General features: G+C 33.9%; 18 protein-coding genes and 1 CRISPR repeat array. Of the genes, 7 read left to right on the top strand and 11 right to left on the bottom strand.

The window, feature by feature from the left end:
* Positions 1-3 precede the first annotated feature (3 nt).
* From XO08_RS03130 to XO08_RS03110, 5 genes are read right to left on the bottom strand one after another with little or no spacing between them, the layout of a single operon-like run.
* The gene (locus XO08_RS03130; protein WP_075665604.1) at positions 4-1,236 is read right to left on the bottom strand and encodes a PhoH family protein; all 1,233 of its coding nucleotides are present in this window, start codon (positions 1,234-1,236) and stop codon (positions 4-6) included.
* The gene (locus tag XO08_RS03125) at positions 1,233-1,796 is read right to left on the bottom strand and encodes a PolC-type DNA polymerase III (protein WP_075665603.1); all 564 of its coding nucleotides are present in this window, start codon (positions 1,794-1,796) and stop codon (positions 1,233-1,235) included. The genes XO08_RS03130 and XO08_RS03125 overlap by 4 nt, the downstream gene beginning before the upstream one ends.
* A 7-nt stretch (positions 1,797-1,803) precedes the next feature.
* Positions 1,804-2,814, bottom strand: a complete 1,011-nt coding sequence (fliG, locus tag XO08_RS03120; protein WP_075665602.1) for a flagellar motor switch protein FliG — start codon at positions 2,812-2,814, stop codon at positions 1,804-1,806.
* Positions 2,815-2,818: 4 nt separating this feature from the next.
* Positions 2,819-4,423 (bottom strand): flagellar basal-body MS-ring/collar protein FliF, encoded by a 1,605-nt coding sequence (gene fliF / locus XO08_RS03115; protein ID WP_075665601.1) that lies wholly within the window; start codon positions 4,421-4,423, stop codon positions 2,819-2,821.
* An 11-nt stretch (positions 4,424-4,434) separates the two neighbouring features.
* A complete protein-coding gene (locus XO08_RS03110; protein ID WP_077287207.1) occupies positions 4,435-5,394 on the bottom strand; it encodes a lytic transglycosylase domain-containing protein in 960 nt (319 codons plus the stop codon).
* Between the two features lie 48 nt (positions 5,395-5,442).
* Here XO08_RS03110 and XO08_RS03105 point away from each other — a divergent pair, with 48 nt between their 5' ends.
* The 7 genes from XO08_RS03105 to XO08_RS03075 all read left to right on the top strand — a co-directional run bounded on the left by XO08_RS03105 (position 5,443) and on the right by XO08_RS03075 (position 11,206).
* A complete protein-coding gene (locus XO08_RS03105; RefSeq protein WP_075665599.1) occupies positions 5,443-5,991 on the top strand; it encodes a DUF177 domain-containing protein in 549 nt (182 codons plus the stop codon).
* Between the two features lie 18 nt (positions 5,992-6,009).
* Positions 6,010-6,192, top strand: coding sequence for a 50S ribosomal protein L32 (gene rpmF / locus XO08_RS03100; protein WP_075665598.1), 183 nt, complete (start codon positions 6,010-6,012; stop codon positions 6,190-6,192).
* 2 nt (positions 6,193-6,194) lie between these two features.
* On the top strand, positions 6,195-7,196 hold the full coding sequence (gene plsX, locus XO08_RS03095) for a phosphate acyltransferase PlsX (protein WP_075665597.1): 1,002 nt from the start codon (positions 6,195-6,197) through the stop codon (positions 7,194-7,196).
* On the top strand, positions 7,165-8,970 hold the full coding sequence (gene glmS, locus XO08_RS03090; protein ID WP_075665596.1) for a glutamine--fructose-6-phosphate transaminase (isomerizing): 1,806 nt from the start codon (positions 7,165-7,167) through the stop codon (positions 8,968-8,970). The genes plsX and glmS overlap by 32 nt, the downstream gene beginning before the upstream one ends.
* A 113-nt stretch (positions 8,971-9,083) precedes the next feature.
* Positions 9,084-9,821, top strand: coding sequence for a basic amino acid ABC transporter substrate-binding protein (locus XO08_RS03085; RefSeq protein WP_075665595.1), 738 nt, complete (start codon positions 9,084-9,086; stop codon positions 9,819-9,821).
* Positions 9,822-9,830: 9 nt separating this feature from the next.
* On the top strand, positions 9,831-10,484 hold the full coding sequence (locus XO08_RS03080; RefSeq protein ID WP_075665594.1) for an amino acid ABC transporter permease: 654 nt from the start codon (positions 9,831-9,833) through the stop codon (positions 10,482-10,484).
* Complete coding sequence (locus tag XO08_RS03075; protein WP_077198020.1) at positions 10,481-11,206, top strand: amino acid ABC transporter ATP-binding protein; 726 nt, start codon at positions 10,481-10,483, stop codon at positions 11,204-11,206. Before XO08_RS03080 ends, XO08_RS03075 begins: the two co-directional genes overlap by 4 nt.
* Positions 11,207-11,378: 172 nt before the next feature.
* A CRISPR array of direct repeats spans positions 11,379-12,221; the repeat unit is 30 nt; unit sequence GTTTCCATTCCTCATAGGTATGTTCTAAAC.
* A gap of 629 nt (positions 12,222-12,850) precedes the next feature.
* Here the strand turns inward: XO08_RS03075 and flgG are convergent.
* The 6 genes from flgG to ileS are packed head-to-tail and all read right to left on the bottom strand — an operon-like array spanning position 12,851 to position 19,486.
* Positions 12,851-13,636, bottom strand: coding sequence for a flagellar basal-body rod protein FlgG (gene flgG / locus XO08_RS03070; protein WP_075665592.1), 786 nt, complete (start codon positions 13,634-13,636; stop codon positions 12,851-12,853).
* A gap of 14 nt (positions 13,637-13,650) precedes the next feature.
* Positions 13,651-14,352 (bottom strand): flagellar hook-basal body protein, encoded by a 702-nt coding sequence (locus XO08_RS03065; protein WP_075665591.1) that lies wholly within the window; start codon positions 14,350-14,352, stop codon positions 13,651-13,653.
* 9 nt (positions 14,353-14,361) lie between these two features.
* Entirely contained in the window at positions 14,362-15,369 is a 1,008-nt protein-coding gene (locus XO08_RS03060; RefSeq protein ID WP_075665590.1) for a rod shape-determining protein, read from the bottom strand.
* Positions 15,356-16,225: a DMT family transporter gene (locus tag XO08_RS03055; protein ID WP_075665589.1), complete on the bottom strand. Its 870-nt coding sequence runs from the start codon at positions 16,223-16,225 to the stop codon at positions 15,356-15,358. The genes XO08_RS03060 and XO08_RS03055 overlap by 14 nt, the downstream gene beginning before the upstream one ends.
* On the bottom strand, positions 16,222-16,722 hold the full coding sequence (locus XO08_RS03050; RefSeq protein WP_075665588.1) for a TIGR00725 family protein: 501 nt from the start codon (positions 16,720-16,722) through the stop codon (positions 16,222-16,224). The genes XO08_RS03055 and XO08_RS03050 overlap by 4 nt, the downstream gene beginning before the upstream one ends.
* 37 nt (positions 16,723-16,759) lie before the next feature.
* Positions 16,760-19,486 (bottom strand): isoleucine--tRNA ligase, encoded by a 2,727-nt coding sequence (gene ileS / locus XO08_RS03045; protein ID WP_075665587.1) that lies wholly within the window; start codon positions 19,484-19,486, stop codon positions 16,760-16,762.
* Between the last annotated feature and the right edge of the window lie 49 nt (positions 19,487-19,535).

Below are 19,535 nucleotides of genomic sequence, written 5' to 3'. Positions count from 1 at the left end.
CCCTTAAAGAAGATTAGCTGCTTCGGTGGCTAATAAGGACCTTTCACCTTTTTGCAAGATTATATGTGCTGAAATTTTACTGTTTAAAAATCTACTTGCGGCATATACAAGTCCATTGCTGTCTTTATCTAAGTATGGAGTATCTATCTGATATGGATCACCCAAAAGTACTATTTTTGTATTTTCACCTGCTCTAGTTAAAATTGTCTTAACTTCGTGTGGAGTTAAGTTTTGTGCCTCATCTATTATTATAAACTGATCAGGGATGGATCTTCCCCTAATATATGTTAATGCTTCTATTTCAATTATACCTTTTTTCATGAATTCTTTCATGTTTGTATTGGAAAGTCTAAAAAGATATTCTAGATTATCGTAAATAGGTGACATCCAGGGTTTCATTTTTTCTTCGTAGCTTCCCGGTAGATAACCAATATCTTTTCCGCCCATTGCCACAAGTGGCCTTGCCACTATTATTTTTTCGTATTTTTGTTCTGTAAATGTTTTTTGTAGCGCACAAGCAAGCGTAATGAAGGTTTTACCAGTTCCTGCCATTCCAATTAACGAGACTAATTTTATGTTGTCATTTAGTAGAGCGTCCATTGCGAAAAATTGTTCCCTGTTTCTTGGCTTTACATTCCACGCTGTTATTTTTCTGGACATTTGTAGTAGGTTTTCTCCATCGAATCTGTAATATTTATCCAAGTTGTCTATGTATGCGTTTGGATATAATAAACTTTTGTCCAAGGTTTCTATGTTATGAAATTCAAAATATCCGGGAGTCAAAGATTGAAGTTCTGATCTATCGGAAAGATAGTCTTGGGAAGGTATGCCCAAGGAATCTGCCTTAACCCTTAAGTTTATATCTTTTGATACTAAAAAAGTGGGTTGTTTTGTGGATTTTAAAATGTGTAGTGTATAAACCAAAATCCAGTTGTCTATGTATTTTTCGTATAGAAAGTCTATATCTTCGTGATCTTTTTTCTTTAAAAATACGACTTGTATTTTTCCACCATTTTTTAGTTTAACACCTTCTGATAACTTACCTTTCTGTCTTAAACTATCTAATTCCCTTATTGCATGCCTTGCAGATTTTCCAAGACTTCCCGTTTGTCTTTTTAAATTATCAAGTTCTTCAAGTACGGGAAGTGGTATTATCACATTGTTGTCTTCAAAGGCATAAATAGATTCTGGATCGTGTATTAATACATTTGTATCTAATACAAAATTTTTAATCATTGTCCATCCCCCCATATTCTTACAAATTCTCGTAAGTTTTCAATACCAATTTTTTCCGATAGTTTTAAAAATACTTTAGCGGTTAAAATAGCATCTTGCAGCGCCCTATGTGGAACTTTACTTCCTAGTTTAAATTCTTTTACAAGACTTTCCAAACTTCTGCGTTTTCCGTATAAACTTTCGGATATTTCCAGGGTATCTATGTATTTTGCATTTATAGGAAATTGACCTACTTCTTTTGTTGCAATATCCAAAAATGAAAGATCCATAGTTGCATTGTGCATCACTAATATAGTGTCTTTTGTATATGCCCTTATATTATCCAAAACCCTTTCCAAACCTGGTGCATCTGCAATTTGTGCATTTGAAATGCCGTGGATTTTTTCGGATAATGCTGGAATAGGGATACTTGGGTTCACCAATGAATGATATATCCAGCTATTAACTATTTTTCCTTTGTATACAGGTACAATTGCAACTTCAATGATTCTATCGCCAAACCAAGGGTTAAGGCCTGTTGTTTCTGTATCAAGAACGCAATATACATTTTCTTCCACGATTTACCTCCTAAACTATTAACTCTTCTCCTCCACCCCTTGCAATTACTATTTCTCCTGCTTCTTCCAATCTTCTTACGATGTTTATAATTTTTTGTTGTGCTTCTTCCACGTCTTTTACCCTTACAGGTCCCATAAATTCCAGTTCGTCTTTTAAAAGCTGTGCAGCTCTCTTGGACATGTTATTGAATATCTTTTCTTTTAGTTCTTCTGATGCACCTTTTAGTGCAACGGCAAGATCTCTTGTATCAACTTCACGTAGCACAAGTTGTACTGATCTATCATCAAGTTTAAGCAAGTCTTCAAAGACAAATAGTCTTCTTCTGATTTCTTCTGCAAGTTCTGGAGATTCATACCCGAGTTTTTCCATAATACTTTTTTCCGTTGCCCTATCTATATTATTGATAATTTCCGCTGCTGTATCTACACCACCCACTTGACTTAACGTTTGCATACCGATTCCACTGAATTTCTTTTCAAGGTTCTTTTCTATTTCCCTTACCACATCAGGTGATGCACGTTCGAGTAACGCTATTCTCTTTATCACTTCTGCTTGAATATTTTCTGGAAGCGAGGACAACACTTTAGCTGCAAGTGGTGGTTCTAAAAAGCTCAACACCAAAGCAATTGTTTGTGGATGTTCTGATTGTAAAAAATTAACAACTTGCATGGGATCGGCAAGTTTCATAAATTCAAATGGTTTTACTTGAAGATTTGAGACAAGCCTTTCAATAACCTTCATTGCTCTTTCTGGACCGAAGGCTTTAATAAGCATTTCTTTTGCATAATCTATACCGCCAGAAAGCAACATTTCCCTTGCTTTTGAAAGTTCTTTAAATTCCGATAGAACTTGTTCTTTTTCGTCGTCTGTTACTTTACCAAGATTTGCAATTTCTATTGTAAGTGTTTCGACATCTTGTTCTTCAAGTTGTTTTAACACATTTGCTGCATTTTCTGGACCCATTAAAACCAAAAGTATTGCAGCTTTTCTCTTTCCAGGTATGTTAATTTTATCTGGCATTAGCTCACCCTCTTTCAGACATCCAAATCTTGATTATGGCTGCAGTTTCCTCAGGTGATTTTACTGCAAGCTGTTTTGCGTAATCTTTTAGTTCTTCTATAACCTTTTGTGCTTCGCTGAGTATTTCTTCTGCTTCTTGTCCTCCTTCTTCTTCTACTAATTTCTGTGCTTCTTCTTCTAGCATTTTGTACCTTTGAAGTACAAGTTTTCTTGCTTTTGATTTTCTAATTTGTAGTAATATTCCATATGAACTAAAGAACATCAATACCGTTGCAATCAAAAGGAGTGTTATTTTAAAAACAATATCCTTTTTTAATTGTTCTGTTTGGATTAGTTGTTGGTATTGTTCTTCAAGTTCTCTGCTAAATGGGATAAAGGCAAGAGAATAAGAAATATTCGATGGGCTTGCGTTAGCTGCTATACTTTTTTGGATTATATTTGATACTAATTTGTTGATTTCGTCTTTTGAGACTGTATTAAAGACTGTTGAAGAAGAATCTATTATAACAGAAACAGATATGTTTTCTATTTCTCCTTCCATATTTTGTACGACGTTTTCCACTATTTGGTTTAATTCGTAATTTGTAATTTCATGTGATTTTTCATACAGTGAACTATTTGATCCCTCTACACTTTGATAGTAAGTTGTTGGAATATTTGATTCTGTTCCTACAGGTCCACCGTCTGCGGGTTTAACGGTGGATTTCTCAGTTTCTGTTTCTTTGCTCCTTAAAAGTCCTCCTTTTGGAGAAGAATAAGTTGTGATGGTTTTTTCGATCTTTTGCCAATTAAGGTTTATATCGGTTATTACTTCTACTTTTCCAAAGCCAAATACAGTTTCAAGGGCAGGTTGTATTTTGTTTCGATAATAGTTTTCAAGTTGCATTTTTAATTCCGTTTTTGTGTTGGCAGCATATGTGTTTTCGTCAAAGTTTACAAGGTCACTTAATGCCCTTCCAAAATTATCCACCACTTTTACATTTTCCGGTTTTAGCCCTTCTACTGCTCCTGTTAAAAGGTATATGATTCCCTTAACTTGTTCTTTTGAAATGGTTGCTCCAGGTTCTAGTACCAATTGAACGGATGCGCGTGTTTCAGCCATTTCACCACGCACATAGTAGGTATATTTAGGAAGAGTTAAGTGCACTCTTGCATACTTTACACCGTTGATAGTTGCAATGGTTCTTTCTAGCTCTCCTTGTAAAGCCCTCTGATAATTAACTTGTTTGTCAAAACTTGTTGCACCAAAACTACTTTGATCAAGTAGTTCAAATCCCTTTGAGGATGCACCTAAAATTCCACTGGAGGCAAGTTTCATCCTTACTTCGTATACATTGTAAGAAGAAGGTATAAATATCCTATTACCTGCTTCGACTTTGTATGGTATTCCCTGCGATTCCAGTTGTTGGATAATTGCGCCTGCATCTGTTTCGTTGTTTGCGGTGATTAACAATACATATTTTGGAGCATTTAAAACTACGGCAACTACTAATGCAAAAACTATTGCTAAAATTAATGAAGTAAATGCTATTTTTTGGTTTTTATTGAGCTTTTTCCAAAAATTTGGAATGTTTGACAAACTATCTAAGAATTTTCTAAACCATTCCAAGGAATATCACCTCAGTATAGAAATCTAAGATAAAAGTTTTCAAAGTCTGGATCAAAACCAAGGCCAATACGCCAATACTTGTTCCCGTATCCCACTTCAAATTGGAAATTTTTTAAACTAAATCCCTTTGAAAAATCATAAGATAACTCATAATTTGTGCCGACAGGTTCAAAGTGCGAGTAACCTAAAATGGGACCAATTGATATATTAATATTATACCTTAAATTATATCCGAAAACAATTGACGAAAAATGATCTAATCTAAAATAAGACTTTCCACCAATTTCTATAGGATAGTTATTCTCTTGGATGATTAACTTTGAAGATATATCAAAGTAAATAATTCCTAGATAATCAAAAATACTACCAATTTCAAAAAACGAAGTATTTGTACTTTCGTTTAAGAAACCACTTTGTAAGTATAACACATATCTATCGTACAAATTTGTATTTCTGCTAATTTTCCTTGAAGCAGAGATTACTTTTCTCGCGTAGTTTTTTCCCGCATCTAGATATTTTCCTTTTTTGTAGTTTGTTTCTCCAATATTGTATATCGTCAAAACAGTGTATATATCTTTATATTTTTGGTAATAGAACCTTATCATTCTATCAGCACCAAGAAGCGCTTGCTTTGGGTTCCATGCGTTGTTTACACCATAATCTAATGCCGCATTTGCCTTGAATTGAGCAACCCCCATTGCACCGATATTTGAAAGGGCATGTATGTTAAAACCAGATTCTATATATGCTAGTCCTTTGACTATTTCTGGAAATCGCATGGTGTCGGTAAATGTACTGTATGAAACAATTTGGTAAACATAAGGGGTGTATATGGATATTTTTCCCGCGTTGTTATAAAATTGTACTTGCAAACCAAGGTTAGATTTGGTAATATAATTCAAAGGATCCAGCATAAAGGCATATAGAGTTGATGTGACTATTAAAAGAAAAATGTAAAATGCTTTTTTCATAGAATCCCTCCTAATTAAATATGATACCATAAATTAGAGGTGATTTAAATGATTTGGAAAATAAAAGTAAAAGATATTATAGCGAAAAGACATATGAAAATAGAAGATGATTATTATACAGAGACTATTAACTTGCACACTGGAACTTACAAAGTAATAGATAACGTATTTCACGTGAAAATCTCTATAGTTTATACAGACAACACAATAATAGTAGGTGGAGTAGTGAAGGGAAAGATCGAAAGACCTTGTGATAGATGCCTTGAAACATCTATTTTAGAACTTGAAGGAACAATAGAGGGAATATACGATTTAGAAAGTGAACCAAATTTTAAAGATTCTGAAATAGAAAATCTAAAAAATGTGATATACTACAAAGGAGAAGTAATAGACCTTGAAGAGCGAATAATAGAAGCACTTGTTGTAAGTGCTCCTGATGTTTTTGTGTGTGATGAAAATTGTAAAGGTTTGTGCCAGTATTGTGGTGAAAATTTAAATTTACATCCGGATCACAAGTGTGAAAAAATGGAAGAGTTTTCGATAGACCCTAGATTTGAAAAACTTTTGAAGTTAAAGGAAAAATTAAGCAATAATTAATCAAGGGAGGGATTTTTCATGGCAGTACCAAAGCAAAAGAGGTCAAGAAGTAGAACCCATCACAAGAGGGCAAAAATCTACAAAGCATTTTCCGTACCCGTATCTGTTTGTCCAAATTGTGGTGCACCGAAACTTCCACACAGAGTTTGTTTGAACTGCGGACACTATGGTAAGAAACAAATTTTTGAAGTTGCAGAATAACTATGAAAAAAATAGCTATTGATTTAATGGGTGGTGATTTTGCGCCAGCGAAGATTGTGGCTGGCGCTTTGGCTTTTGCAAAAGATAATCCAGATGTTGAACTTTACTTGGTGGGTATAGAGAAAAATTTTAAGGAAATTTCCCTTCCAAGTAATTGTAGAAAGGTTGTTGTGGAAGATTATCTGCCCATGGATGTAAAACCCACAGAAGCTATAAGACGCAAAAATAGTACTATGTATCAAAGTTGTAAATTGGCGAGAGATAACGTAGTGGACGCAGTTGTAAGTGCGGGGAACACAGGTGCACTACTAGCTTGTGCTACATTTGTTGTAGGAAGGATAAAAGGAATAGAAAGGCCTACACTTGCCGTGCCAATTCCTACAAAGGATGGTTTTTGCATACTTGCAGATGCGGGTGCTAATATTGATGTTAAACCATTTACACTTTTGCAATTTGCTATAATGGGCGTTGAATATGCAAAATTTATGGGGATAAAAAATCCTAAGGTTGGTTTATTAAATGTAGGAACTGAGGAAAATAAAGGCACAAAAAAAGAGCAAGAAGCTTTTAGACTCTTGAGAGAAAAATTTGGAGAAAGTTTTAAAGGAAACATTGAGGGAAATGATATAAACATGGGAAAGGTAGATGTTGTGGTTGCAGATGGTTTTCATGGAAATATTGCCATGAAAACAATGGAAGGTTCTGCAAAACTAATAATTGAAATTTTAAAGTCAAACATAAAAAAGAATGTAATTTCCGCACTTGGCGCACTTCTTATGAAACCCGTTTTTAACAAGTTAAAAGAAAAATTGGATCCGAGAAAATATGGTGGAACATTTTTTGTAGGAGTGAATGGAATTGTGGTTAAAGCCCACGGAAATTCGGATGAAGTTGCAATATATCACGCACTAAAGGTTGCAAAACAAGGTATAGAAATTTCGTTGACCTCGAAAATTGAGGAGGCAATAAAAGATGTGTGGAATAGTAGGGATAGTGGGAACTGAATTTAATTTAAAAGAGCTTGTCGAAGATTTGCAAAAACTTGAATACAGAGGATATGACTCAGCAGGAGTTGCATTTTACGATAACGGAAAGATATCAATACAGAAATCCATAGGTAAAATTAAAAATTTAAAATCAAAGATACCTCAAAAGAAGACGTCAATTGGAATAGCACACACAAGATGGGCAACGCATGGGATTCCAAATGATATAAATGCACACCCGCATACGGATTGTACTGGTAAAATCGCCATAGTACATAATGGAATAATTGAAAATTACTATGAATTAAGAGAAATGTTAAAGTCAAAGGGTCATGTTTTTAAATCGGATACAGATACAGAGGTTATAGCACACTTAATTGAAGAACACTTTAAAGGAGATTTATATATAGCGGTTTTAGATGCTATAAAGCTTTTAAAGGGTGCATACGCGATTGTGGTTATGCATTCTGATTTTAGTAATATGCTTGTAGCTGCACGCAAAGGAAGTCCGCTTGTTTTGGGAAGAGGAAAAGATAAAGTTGTGCTTGCATCGGATGTTACACCTATTTTGCGGTATACAAAAGATGTAGTCTTTTTGGAAGATGGAGATGTGGTGCTTTTAAAGGATGGAGAATATAAAATAACTGATTTAGGTGGGAATGTAGTTTTGAGAAAAGTATACCATATAGATTGGGATGAAGCATCTGCTGAAAAAAGCGGGTACAAACATTTTATGTTAAAAGAAATAATGGAGGAACCAGAAGCAATAGAAAGTGCACTTGTGGGTAGGGTAACACTTGAAGGACCTGTTTTAAATGAATTAAAGGAATTCAACGTTGAAAGGGTTGAAAAAATAAAACTTGTGGCGTGTGGCACTAGTTATCATGCAGGTCTTGTATTTAAATATTTTTTTGAAAAGCATTCAAATATAGATGTAGAAGTGGATGTTGCGTCTGAATTTAGGTATAGGAATATACATGTAGATGATAATACATTTGTTATTGCTATATCCCAATCCGGAGAGACTGCAGACACGCTTGAATCGGTAAGGCTTGTTAAGAGAAAAGGTGCAAAAGTTATTTCAATTTCAAATGTAGTTGGCTCTACTATTACAAGGGAAAGTGATGTTACTGTATTTATGAATGCAGGTCCTGAAATCGGTGTGGCTGCTACGAAAACTTACGTTAATCAACTTATAGTGCTCTATATTTTAGGTATGCACCTGTTAAGAATAAAAGGAATTTGGAATGAAGAACTTCAAAGAGATTTTGAGTTTTTAAAGCAGGCACCTGAGATTTTTAGAAAAATTCTAAACAATATAGATCTTGAAGAAATTTCATCGTATTACAAAAATTATCATCACTTTATGTATATTGGACGCGGGATAAATTATCCAACAGCACTTGAAGGAGCGCTAAAGTTAAAAGAAATAAGTTATATAAATGCAACGGCGTATCCTGCCGGGGAGTTAAAACACGGACCAATAGCGTTGCTTGATCCAACTTTCCCGGTGTTTGCAATAGCACCAAAAGATAATTTGTTTGAAAAAACAAAGAGTAATATAGAAGAATCAAAGGCAAGAAATTCTAGAATAATTGCGATTACAAACGAGAGCAACAAAGAACTGGAAAAGATAGTAGATGATATTATATACGTTCCTGATAGTCCTGATGATATGTATCCACTCACGATTTCGCCGGTGATTCAATTGTTTGCATATTTAATTGCGGATATGAGGGGATATGATCCGGACAAACCTAGGAATTTAGCAAAAAGTGTTACAGTTGAGTAAGATAATAAATACGGAGTGAGTTATCACTCCGTATTTTTTTATCATATCATGTTATTTTTAGGTTAAATGTGTTAAAATTAAATTACCAAGTATTACAAAAAGGAGGGGGTAGTATGAGAAAGTTGGTCGCTGTTTTATTTATTGTTTTTATAGTTTCAGTGTTTTTTACAGCAAGTTTATCGAAGATAAAAGAAAGGGGAATTTTAATTGTTGGTACGGAACCTACCTTTCCACCATTTGAATTTGTGGATCAAAATAACAATATTGTAGGTTTTGATATTGACATTGCAAAAAAGATAGCAAGTGAGCTTGGAGTTAAACTTAAAATATTAAATCTTCCTTTTGATTCACTTATTCCTGCGATTATGTCTGATAAGATTGATTTAATAATTGCGGGTATGACGATAACAAATAAAAGGGCGAAAGTGATTGACTTTTCTATTCCATATTTTAACGCAAACCAATCGATAGTTGTAAGAAAAGGTGAGAATTTCTCTCCAAAATCACTTGAGGATTTGAAAGGAAAAAAGGTTGCTGTTCAATTGGGAACAACAGGTGATTTGGTGGTTTCCAAGATTAAAGGAATAAAAGTTACAAGATTTCAAAAATTTACAGATGCGTTTCTTGAACTTCAAAACAAACGTGTTGATGCAGTAGTTTTAGATGAGGCAGTGGCTAATGCGTATGTAAAGAAATTCCAAAAATTCTTGATTTCTTCTGTAATAGATACAGGAGAAAAATACGGTATTGGAGTAAAAAAAGGAAACAAAGAATTGTTAGATTTTGTCAACAGTGTTATTTCAAATATGTTTAAAAGTCCATATGATATTTTAGTTGAAAAGTGGTTCTAAAGGGGGAAAATAATGGAAGCAATAGAGGTTGTTTTAGAAAATTTACCATTTTTGCTTTTGGGAGCTTGGGATACCTTAAAACTCACTTTTTTTTCAGTTTTAATTGGATTGATTCTTGGAACATTTATTGGTATGGGTAGATTATCCAAATTGAAGGTAATTAATATACCATCAACTGTTTATGTTGAATTTTTAAGAGGGACACCTCTTTTAGTTCAAATATCTATAGTTTATTTTGGACTACCGCAACTTGGAATACAACTTGAAGCATATCCAGCAGCAATTGTAGCTTTGGGTTTAAACAGTGGCGCATACATTGCAGAGATAGTTAGAGCTGGTATACAATCTATACCAAAGGGGCAGTATGAAGCTGCAAGATCCCTTGGAATGTCCCATTTTCAAACTATGAGGTATATTATACTTCCTCAAGCTTTTAAAAACATTTTACCAGCCCTTGGGAATGAATTTATCACACTAACAAAAGATAGTTCGCTTGCATCTATAATTGGAGTTACCGAACTTATGAGGCGTGGTCAATTTGTGATAACACGAACCTTTCAAACATTTTCCATATACTTTGGTATAGCAATAATCTATTTTGTGATGACGTTTACAATATCTAGAATTGTAAGGGTTATAGAAAAAAGGATGGAGATAGCATGATTTTGGAAGTTAGAGATTTGCATAAAAGTTTTGGAGAGTTAAAGGTATTAAAGGGTGTGAATCTAAGGGTTGAAAAAGGAGAGACTATAGTAATAATTGGTCCAAGTGGCGGTGGAAAGAGTACTTTTTTGAGGTGTATAAATCATTTGGAAGATTATCAAAAGGGTGAGATAATTTTTCTTGGAAAAAAAATAGAAAAAGATAAGAGTATCAACGAAATAAGAACAAAAATTGGTATGGTTTTTCAGCACTTTAATTTATTTCCACATATGACTGTTTTGGAAAACTTGATCCTTGCACCTACAAAGGTTTTAAAGATGCCAAAAGAAAAGGCAGTAGAAAAGGCAAAGAGTTTGCTAGATAGGGTGGGTTTGAGTGAAAAGATAGAATATTATCCAGATAATTTGTCAGGTGGTCAAAAACAAAGGGTTGCCATTGCAAGGGCATTAATGATGGATCCCGTGCTTATGTTATTTGACGAGCCTACATCTGCTCTTGATCCAGAACTTGTAGGTGAAGTTTTAGAGGTAATGAAGGATCTTGCAAAATCTGGTATGACAATGATAGTGGTAACACACGAAATAGGATTTGCAAGAGAAGTAGCAGATAGGATAATCTTCATGGACAAAGGAGTTATAGCAGAGGAAGGAAAACCAGAAGAAATTTTTAAAGAACCAAAAAATCAGAGGACAAAAGAATTTTTAAGACATATATTAAAATAATTCGCAATTTTAGATTTACTTTTAAACAGCATGGCTTTGATATTCTACCAAAGTCATGCTGTTTTGTTTCTGTGCATTTTTTTAGAAAAAAATCGAAACATCATGGAATTTTGCTGTTTTTTGTGTATATTCTTTTCAAATTATGTGAAATGATATCTATCATTTCCCTTTGAATTCCATTCCTCATAGGTATGTTCTAAACAATTATAAGGGGCCATTTGTTGGTTTAAATACTTTTTGTTTCCATTCCTCATAGGTATGTTCTAAACGACATGTTAGTCGAAGATTATCTCACAAAAATCATAAATGGTTTCCATTCCTCATAGGTATGTTCTAAACGAATAACACACGAATACCCTATAACAACCGATATTTTAGAGTTTCCATTCCTCATAGGTATGTTCTAAACAAGAAGTTAGGGAGGGCAAAGAGGATGTTGAAAATACGTTTCCATTCCTCATAGGTATGTTCTAAACTCATTTGGATACGAGTATTTTGCGTGAAGCTGTTTTGTTTCCATTCCTCATAGGTATGTTCTAAACTGTGATTGAAATAGTTGACATCATAAAAGTTTTCCCCTTGTTTCCATTCCTCATAGGTATGTTCTAAACTGAAACAATTCAAGAAATGGTAAAAGATATAAGTTTCCATTCCTCATAGGTATGTTCTAAACTTTAATTCCAAAATCAAAAACAATGCTTGCGTTCTATTCTGGTTTCCATTCCTCATAGGTATGTTCTAAACTTTTAATGGTGTTATGTTGATTATTGATTTAAAGTTTCCATTCCTCATAGGTATGTTCTAAACGTTATAGTTCCCCGTCTTTTTTTTTAACTTAAAACCATTAAATGTTTCCATTCCTCATAGGTATGTTCTAAACCGGAAATATTGAAACGATATACAGAAGACGGGGAGTTATAGGTTTCCATTCCTCATAGGTATGTTCTAAACGAAATAGTTGATGTAGTAAAGATTTTCCCCTTCGGTTTCCATTCCTCATAGGTATGTTCTAAACCAATTAAAAAACCTCATAAATTATTATAAACCAAGATATTTTCATTTTGATTAACTGGAAGTTACCTAAAAGCAAACATGTTATTTTAAGCCACATACAAGCTTTTTGTTAACGGAAAAGGTCGTTGAAAATCTTATATATTTTTTATCTTAACCTAAACGTTACAATTGGTTACAATTAATATATTATTAAATAAGGTATTTTTGATGAGTTTGTGTAAATGGAAAACCTATTAGTTAATTTATTTTTATTTATTTATAATTAACAAATTAGATTAATTTTTATTTTGTTTTACATTACGTAATTTTATTTTTATTGTTTATAATAAACGATATTCTTTTTGTTTAAAAGCGATGTATATGTTATTAGATATTAAGTAATATAATCATAATATTATAATAATTAAATAATTTCTTGTTAAAATAAATAAAATATATAATTAACTATAGAAAATAAAATTTAATATCATTAAAAACAAAGAAAAATAACTTATGTTAAAAGATAAAAGTAAATAAGACGGTAAGATTTTCATCCTTTTTTGCAAAAAAATACCCCCTTATCGGTTTTATCACCGTGGGGGTACTTTTTATTGTTTCATTTTTTTAGTTTTATAGTTTTAGAAGTTATTTTTACCTCTTCATATTGCTTGCGGTTCTTAACATTTCATCTGCAGTTTGAACGGTTCTTGAATTTAATTCGTATGCCCTCATTGCACTTATCATATCTACCATTTCTTTTACTATATCAACATTTGATTTTTCCACATATCCTTGGAGAATTGTTCCAAATCCATCTTGTCCTGCTGTGCCCTCTACAGGTGCGCCACTTGCAGGAGTTTCAAGGTATAAATTATCACCTATAGCTTTTAGACCTGAAGGATTTATAAACCTTACTAATGTAATTGTTCCCAAATTTTGTAGAGTTCCGTCCTGAAGTTCAGCAGTAACAATACCATCTGGTGATATACTTAGTGCTACCGCATTTTGTGGGACAACAATATTAGGTGAGAGTAGATTACCATTGCTTGTAATTATTCTTCCATTACCATCTACTTTGAATTGTCCATCTCTTGTGTATGCTATTCTACCATCTTGGAGTTGTACTTGGAAAAAACCATCACCAGAAACTGCCAAGTCTAATGAGTTTCCTGTTCTCTCAAGATTTCCTTGTGTAAAGATTCGTGTTGTTGCGGATAATTTTGTTCCATGTCCTACATATATGCCGGTAGGATGTAACGAATTTTGAGCAGTTGCAGCGCCGGCGTTTTTAGAGTAATCATACAAGAGGTCTTGAAATTCTGTCTTTACCTTTTTGTAACCTGCAGTATCCACATTGGCGATATTATTTGAAAGAGTATCCAATTTAAATTGTTGAGCCCACATTCCCGTTGCTGCTGTGTAAAGACCATTAATCATTTCTTAAACACCTCCTATTTTAAACTTCCCGCAGAGTTAATAGATTTATTAAGCAGTTCATCGTGAACTGTAACGGCCTTTGATAGAGTTTCATAATGTCTTGTTGCTTCGATCATCTTAACCATTTCACGTACTATGTTTACATTTGATTTTTCTATATAACCTTGTAAAATCCTAAAATTCTTCTTTGCTTTTTCTTGTCCTTCGAAGAACGTATAACCTATCTTTTTAGGATTTTCCAAATCAACCACCAATATTTTTTCAATTAAATTATCATCTGCCTTAAGTTTTTGGCCATCTTTTCCTAAAACATAGGCTCCATCAGAGTTTACTAAAAAGCCTTCATCATTTACTTTAAAGTTTCCAGCACGCGTGTATAACCTTTTTCCATTATTTTCCAATACGAAGAAACCTTCGCCATCAATTGCAAAATCTAATGCATTTCCCGTATGCTCTATTACGCCTTGTGAAAGATTGGTTTTCACCTGATCCAGAATGAGTGCTTGTTCAAAATTACCTATTTTTTTTATTTCCACTTTCTTTTCTTGTGGCATAGGGTTGAAAGAGTACAAATTTTTATCAAAATATGCTTTAAATGCCAAAGAATCAGATTTATACCCAGCTGTTTCAGCGTTTGATATGTTGTTTGAAAGGGTATCAAGTTTTGTAATATCTGCTAGCATTCCCATGGATGCAAGATAAATTCCTTTGTACATATTTTCACCTCATTCGTATGTTACTGCCACCTCATTTAATAATTCTTCATCCTCTAGTAAAATTCCTGTACCTCTTGCAACACATGTTAATGGATCTTCTGCGATTTTACATGGTACACCTATTTCATCGTAAATGGCCTTATCAATACCCCTTAACAATGCCCCGCCGCCTGTTATAACAATACCTTTTTCCATTATATCTGCAGAAAGTTCTGGAGGTGTTTTTTCAAGTACCACTTTTATTCTGGATATTAAATTTTCAATTATTGGTTTTAAAATTTTATAAACGTCATTGGAGTTAAGTTTGTCTGTTCGAGGAAGTCCTGTTACCGCATCTCTTCCCTTAACATCCATTTCAAAATCTTCTACTTCTGGATGTGCTTTTCCTATTCTTTTTTTGATTTCTTCAGCTGTTGATTCACCGATTATTAGGCCAAGAATTTTTCTTACACTCTTTACGATTGAGTCATCCATGGAATCTCCTGCAAGTTTTACCGAATCACCCACAACGACTCCACCCAAGCTTATCACCGCAATATCCGTTGTTCCACCACCTATATCGACGATGATATTTCCTTCTGGTTTTGTAACGTCAATTCCCGCCCCAATTGCAGCTGCAAGTGGTTCAGATACAACATATACTTTTTTAGCACCAGCACTCATAGCTGCATCAAATACCGCTCTTTTTTCCACTGTTGTAGTTTTTGCTGGTATTCCAATAACCATATTTGGTTTTAGGAAAAATCCCTTTGTTACTTTCTTTATAAACATCTTAAGTACTTCTGAAATAATAGTATAGTCGGCTATAACCCCGTCTTTCATTGGCCTAATAGCAACGATACTTTCTTCAGGGGTTTTACCTATCATTTCTTTTGCCTCATCACCTATTGCAATGATTTTACCCGTTTTTTTGGAAATTGCCACCACAGAGGGTTGGTAAAGTACAATTCCCTTTCCTTTTTGATACACCAAAAAGTTTGCAGTTCCAAGGTCTATTCCTAAATCATTCTTTCCCATATTTTTCTCTCCTTTCTTCGAACTTTTCAAAAATATATACTCCTGTAACAACTAATATTATACCTGAAACTAGCAAAAATGTTGGCCATCTTTTAAAAAGAATATTTTCAAATATGGCAGTTACAATCGGAATGATATATACGGCATTTGTTGTTGTTCTATCTCCTAGTATTTCAATTGATTTGTTCCAGAGAATGTATCCCACAGCAGAGCAAAGTATACCAAGGTAAAGTAATCCAAAAACAACATTAATTGAAAAAATAATCTTTGGAGTAAAATATGCATATTCAACAAAGGTAAATGGTATTAAAGTAACTACACCCCAAAAAGTAATTTCAAAGACGGCAGTTATCGATGAATGATCGGAAAGTTTTACAATGTGGTGTGTATAAAATACCCAAGAAAGTGCAGCTCCAAATGCAAGCAAATCACCTATAGGGTTAACGTTAAGGTACAATCTACCATTTAAAATAACAAGTCCTACTCCAACGATTGCAATGGTGGAGCCAATATATTGAAATATATGTGTTTTTTTCTTGTGTACAATTTGGGTAAAAAGTATATACCAAATCGGTGCTGTAGAAACTATCATTGCGGCATTTGTGGGGGTGGTAAATTTTAGAGAAAAATTTTCTGCGACAAAATACATTGTAATTCCCCAAAATCCCGCAAGTATTTTATGAATGTTGAATAAATCTATTTTTCTCTTTTTAGGTACTATAAATAAAACCAGCAATGCTATTAAAAACCGCATAAATGCAGCAAAAAGTGGGCTTATTTCCTTTACCACCACACTTGTTGAAATAAAAGAAAGCCCCCAAAAGAGGACTACTAAGGTTAATGGAAGATATCTCACATTAAATCCTCCAATATTTTTAGTATTTCTTCTATACTACTTGCGATTTTGATTTCAACGATCTTTCTATTATCTAAATATTTACCTTCTATTAGTACTTTTTGGATTCTATCAGTCCATCCTCCGGTTTCATTAAACAAAATTAGTGGTTTTCCATATGCATATGCCCCTAGTATTTCTATTGCTGTACCTATTTCACCGCCAACGGAAATTACCGCGTCTGCATTTTTTAATAGTATAAAGGATCTCATTTGAAAATCAAGACCTGTTGTAATATCCAAAAAGTTATAGGCATTGCCCTTTTCTTCAAACGGTAAAATGCCTATACATGTTCCATTTTCACTTTTCACTCCCTTTGAAACTGCTTCCATTACTCCATCTCTTCCGCCAGTTAGGACGATGTATTTTTTTGAAAGGGCTTTTCCAAGCAAAAAACATATTTTTTCAAGTTTTTGGTCTATTTCTCCAGAGTAACCTATTACAGCGACTTTTTTCATATGCTCCTCCTTTCGAAAAAAGCGGGGAATTCCCCGCTTATTTTCTTTCACCTTTTAAAACAGCTGCACACCTTGGGCAGACATCTTTGTAAACTTCATCTTTTCCTACATCTTTGCTATATTTCCAACATCTTTGACATTTTTCACCTTGTGCCTTTTCAACTTTAACACTTGAAAATTCACCTTTGATATTTCCACTTCCCACTTTCACATCTGAAACGATAAAGAATTCTGCTAGATATTCTTCGTACTTTTCTATTATATTTTGTACATGTTCGTTTGCCCCTTCAAGTGTTACATTTGCATCTAGTGAGTGACCAATTATATTATTTTTTCTTGCTTCTTCTAATGCCTTTAAAACATCATCACGTACGAGTAATAACATTTTAAAGTCTTCCATAATTTCTTTGTCAATGAATTCTTCTTTTACTTCAGGCCAGAGTTCCAAGTGTACTGTTTCGTATTTTTTGAATGGACTTAATTGATACGCTTCTTCTGCGGTGAATACCAAAATAGGTGCGAGCATTTTAACCAATGCCTGTAGTATATAATACATTACAGTTTGTGCTGAGCGTCTGTATATAGAATCTTTTGCTTCAACGTATAACCTATCTTTTATAATATCAAGATAAGTTGCACTAAGTTCTACTGTACAATATTTATTTAACAAGCTATATACTTTTGAATATTCGAACTTTTCAAAGTGATCTGTTACTTGTGAAATTACTTCTTGTAATCTGCCAAGTGCCCATTTATCAAGTGGTAATAGCTTTTCAAATGGGAGTATGTGTTTTTCTTCAAAATCACTGAGATTACCAAGTAAGTATCTTATTGTGTTTCTTATTTTTTTGTACACTTCAACTTGTTGTTGAATGATATTTTTTCCAACTCTGATATTGTCAAAGAAGTCAATGCTTGATACCCATAGTCTTAGGATATCAGCACCATATTTGTCCACAATTTCTTTTGGATCTATAACGTTTCCCAGAGATTTACTCATTTTTCTTCCGTGTTCGTCTTTAATAAATCCATGGGTGACGACGGTCTTGTATGGAGCCATGTTTGTATGGGCTACAGACATGAAGATAGAGCTTTGAAACCATCCTCTATGTTGATCGTCCCCCTCAAGGTATAAGTCCACTGGGAATTTTTCACCATTTGACCGTATAACCGCTTCAAAAGAACAACCAGAATCTATCCATACATCTAATGTGTCGTAGGTCTTTTCAAAAGAAGTACTATTACATTTTGGACATTTTACATCTTTGGGTATTAGTTCTTCTTCTGAAAGTTCAAACCAAGCATCTGTGCCTTTTTCTTGTACTATTTTTATGAAGTTATCTATAACCTTTTCGTCTAAAAAGACTTCTCCGCAATTTTTACACTTTATTGCAGGTATTGGAGTTCCCCATACTCTTTGCCTTGAGATGGTCCAATCTGGTCTTTCTTTTACCATTGCCGTGATTCTATTTTCGCCCCATTTTGGATGCCACTCTACTTTTTTAATTTCGTCCAAGACCTTTTCCCTTAATCCGTTTTTATCAACTGAAATGAACCATTGTGGAGTTGCCCTGAAAATAACGGGATTTTTACATCTCCAACAATGTGGATAACTGTGTTCTATTTTGTGTGTCTTTATTAATGCACCACTTTTTTCGAGGTCTTCAATTATTACTTTATTAGCATCCCATATTTTTAAACCAGCGTATTTTCCAGCTTCTTTTGTAAATACTCCTTCTTCATTTACTGGTGAAAGTACGGGTAAGTTATATTTTAACCCTGTTAAATAGTCTTCTGCACCGTGCCCTGGTGCTGTGTGTACACATCCCGTACCATCTTCCAGTGTAACGTAATCTGCAAGCACTACAAGAGAGTCTCTATCGATAAAAGGATGTTTTGCCTTTTTGTATTCCAAGTCTTTTCCTTTGAATTTTTCTACAATTGTGTATTCTATTTCCGTTTCAGCGGCAAATTTGTTCAATAAACCTTCGGCAACTATCCAGTATTCGTTGTTTACTTTTATTTTTACATAATCATAATCTGGGTGTACTGCAATTGCAACATTCGCTGGAAGAGTCCATGGAGTTGTTGTCCATATGACTATATATGTGTCTTTTTCAAGTTCGAATTTTACGTATATAGATGGTGATGAATGATCATGGTATTCAACTTCTGCTTCTGCAAGTGCGGTTTTACAAGTTGGACACCAGTATACGGGTTTGTTTCCCCTATAAACATTTCCATTTTTTACAAGTGTTTTGAAAATGTTCAAAATGTGTACTTCGTATTTGGGATCAAGTGTAAGGTATGGATTATCCCAATCACCACGTACTCCCAACCTTTTAAATTGTTCCCTTTGGATATCTACAAAGTTTAGTGCAAATTCTTTACATTTTTTTCTGATTTCAACTGGTGACATTTCCTTTATCTTTTCACCCATTTCTACTGACACCCTATGTTCAATGGGAAGACCATGGGTATCCCAACCGGGTACGTATGGTGCATAATATCCACGCATGGTTTTGTACCTGATAACTATGTCTTTTAGGATTTTGTTTGTAGCCGTTCCAATGTGTATGTTTCCATTTGCATATGGAGGGCCATCGTGTAGTACAAATTTTGGTTTACCCTCTCTTGACTGCAATACCAATTTGTAGTCATCCATTTCTTCCCATTTTTTCAACATTTCGGGTTCTTTTTTTACAAGGTTGGCCCTCATAGAAAACTGAGTTGAAGGCAAGTTCAACGTTTCTTTGTAATCCATCTTCTACACCTCCATATATTTTAACTTGTATTATTAACAAAAAAGGTGG

The sequence above is a fragment of the Thermosipho sp. 1074 genome (genome assembly GCF_001999655.1).
Taxonomy (GTDB): domain Bacteria; phylum Thermotogota; class Thermotogae; order Thermotogales; family Fervidobacteriaceae; genus Thermosipho; species Thermosipho affectus.
Note: the sequence above shows the minus strand (reverse complement) of the source record. Positions and strands in the feature narration are given on the sequence as shown.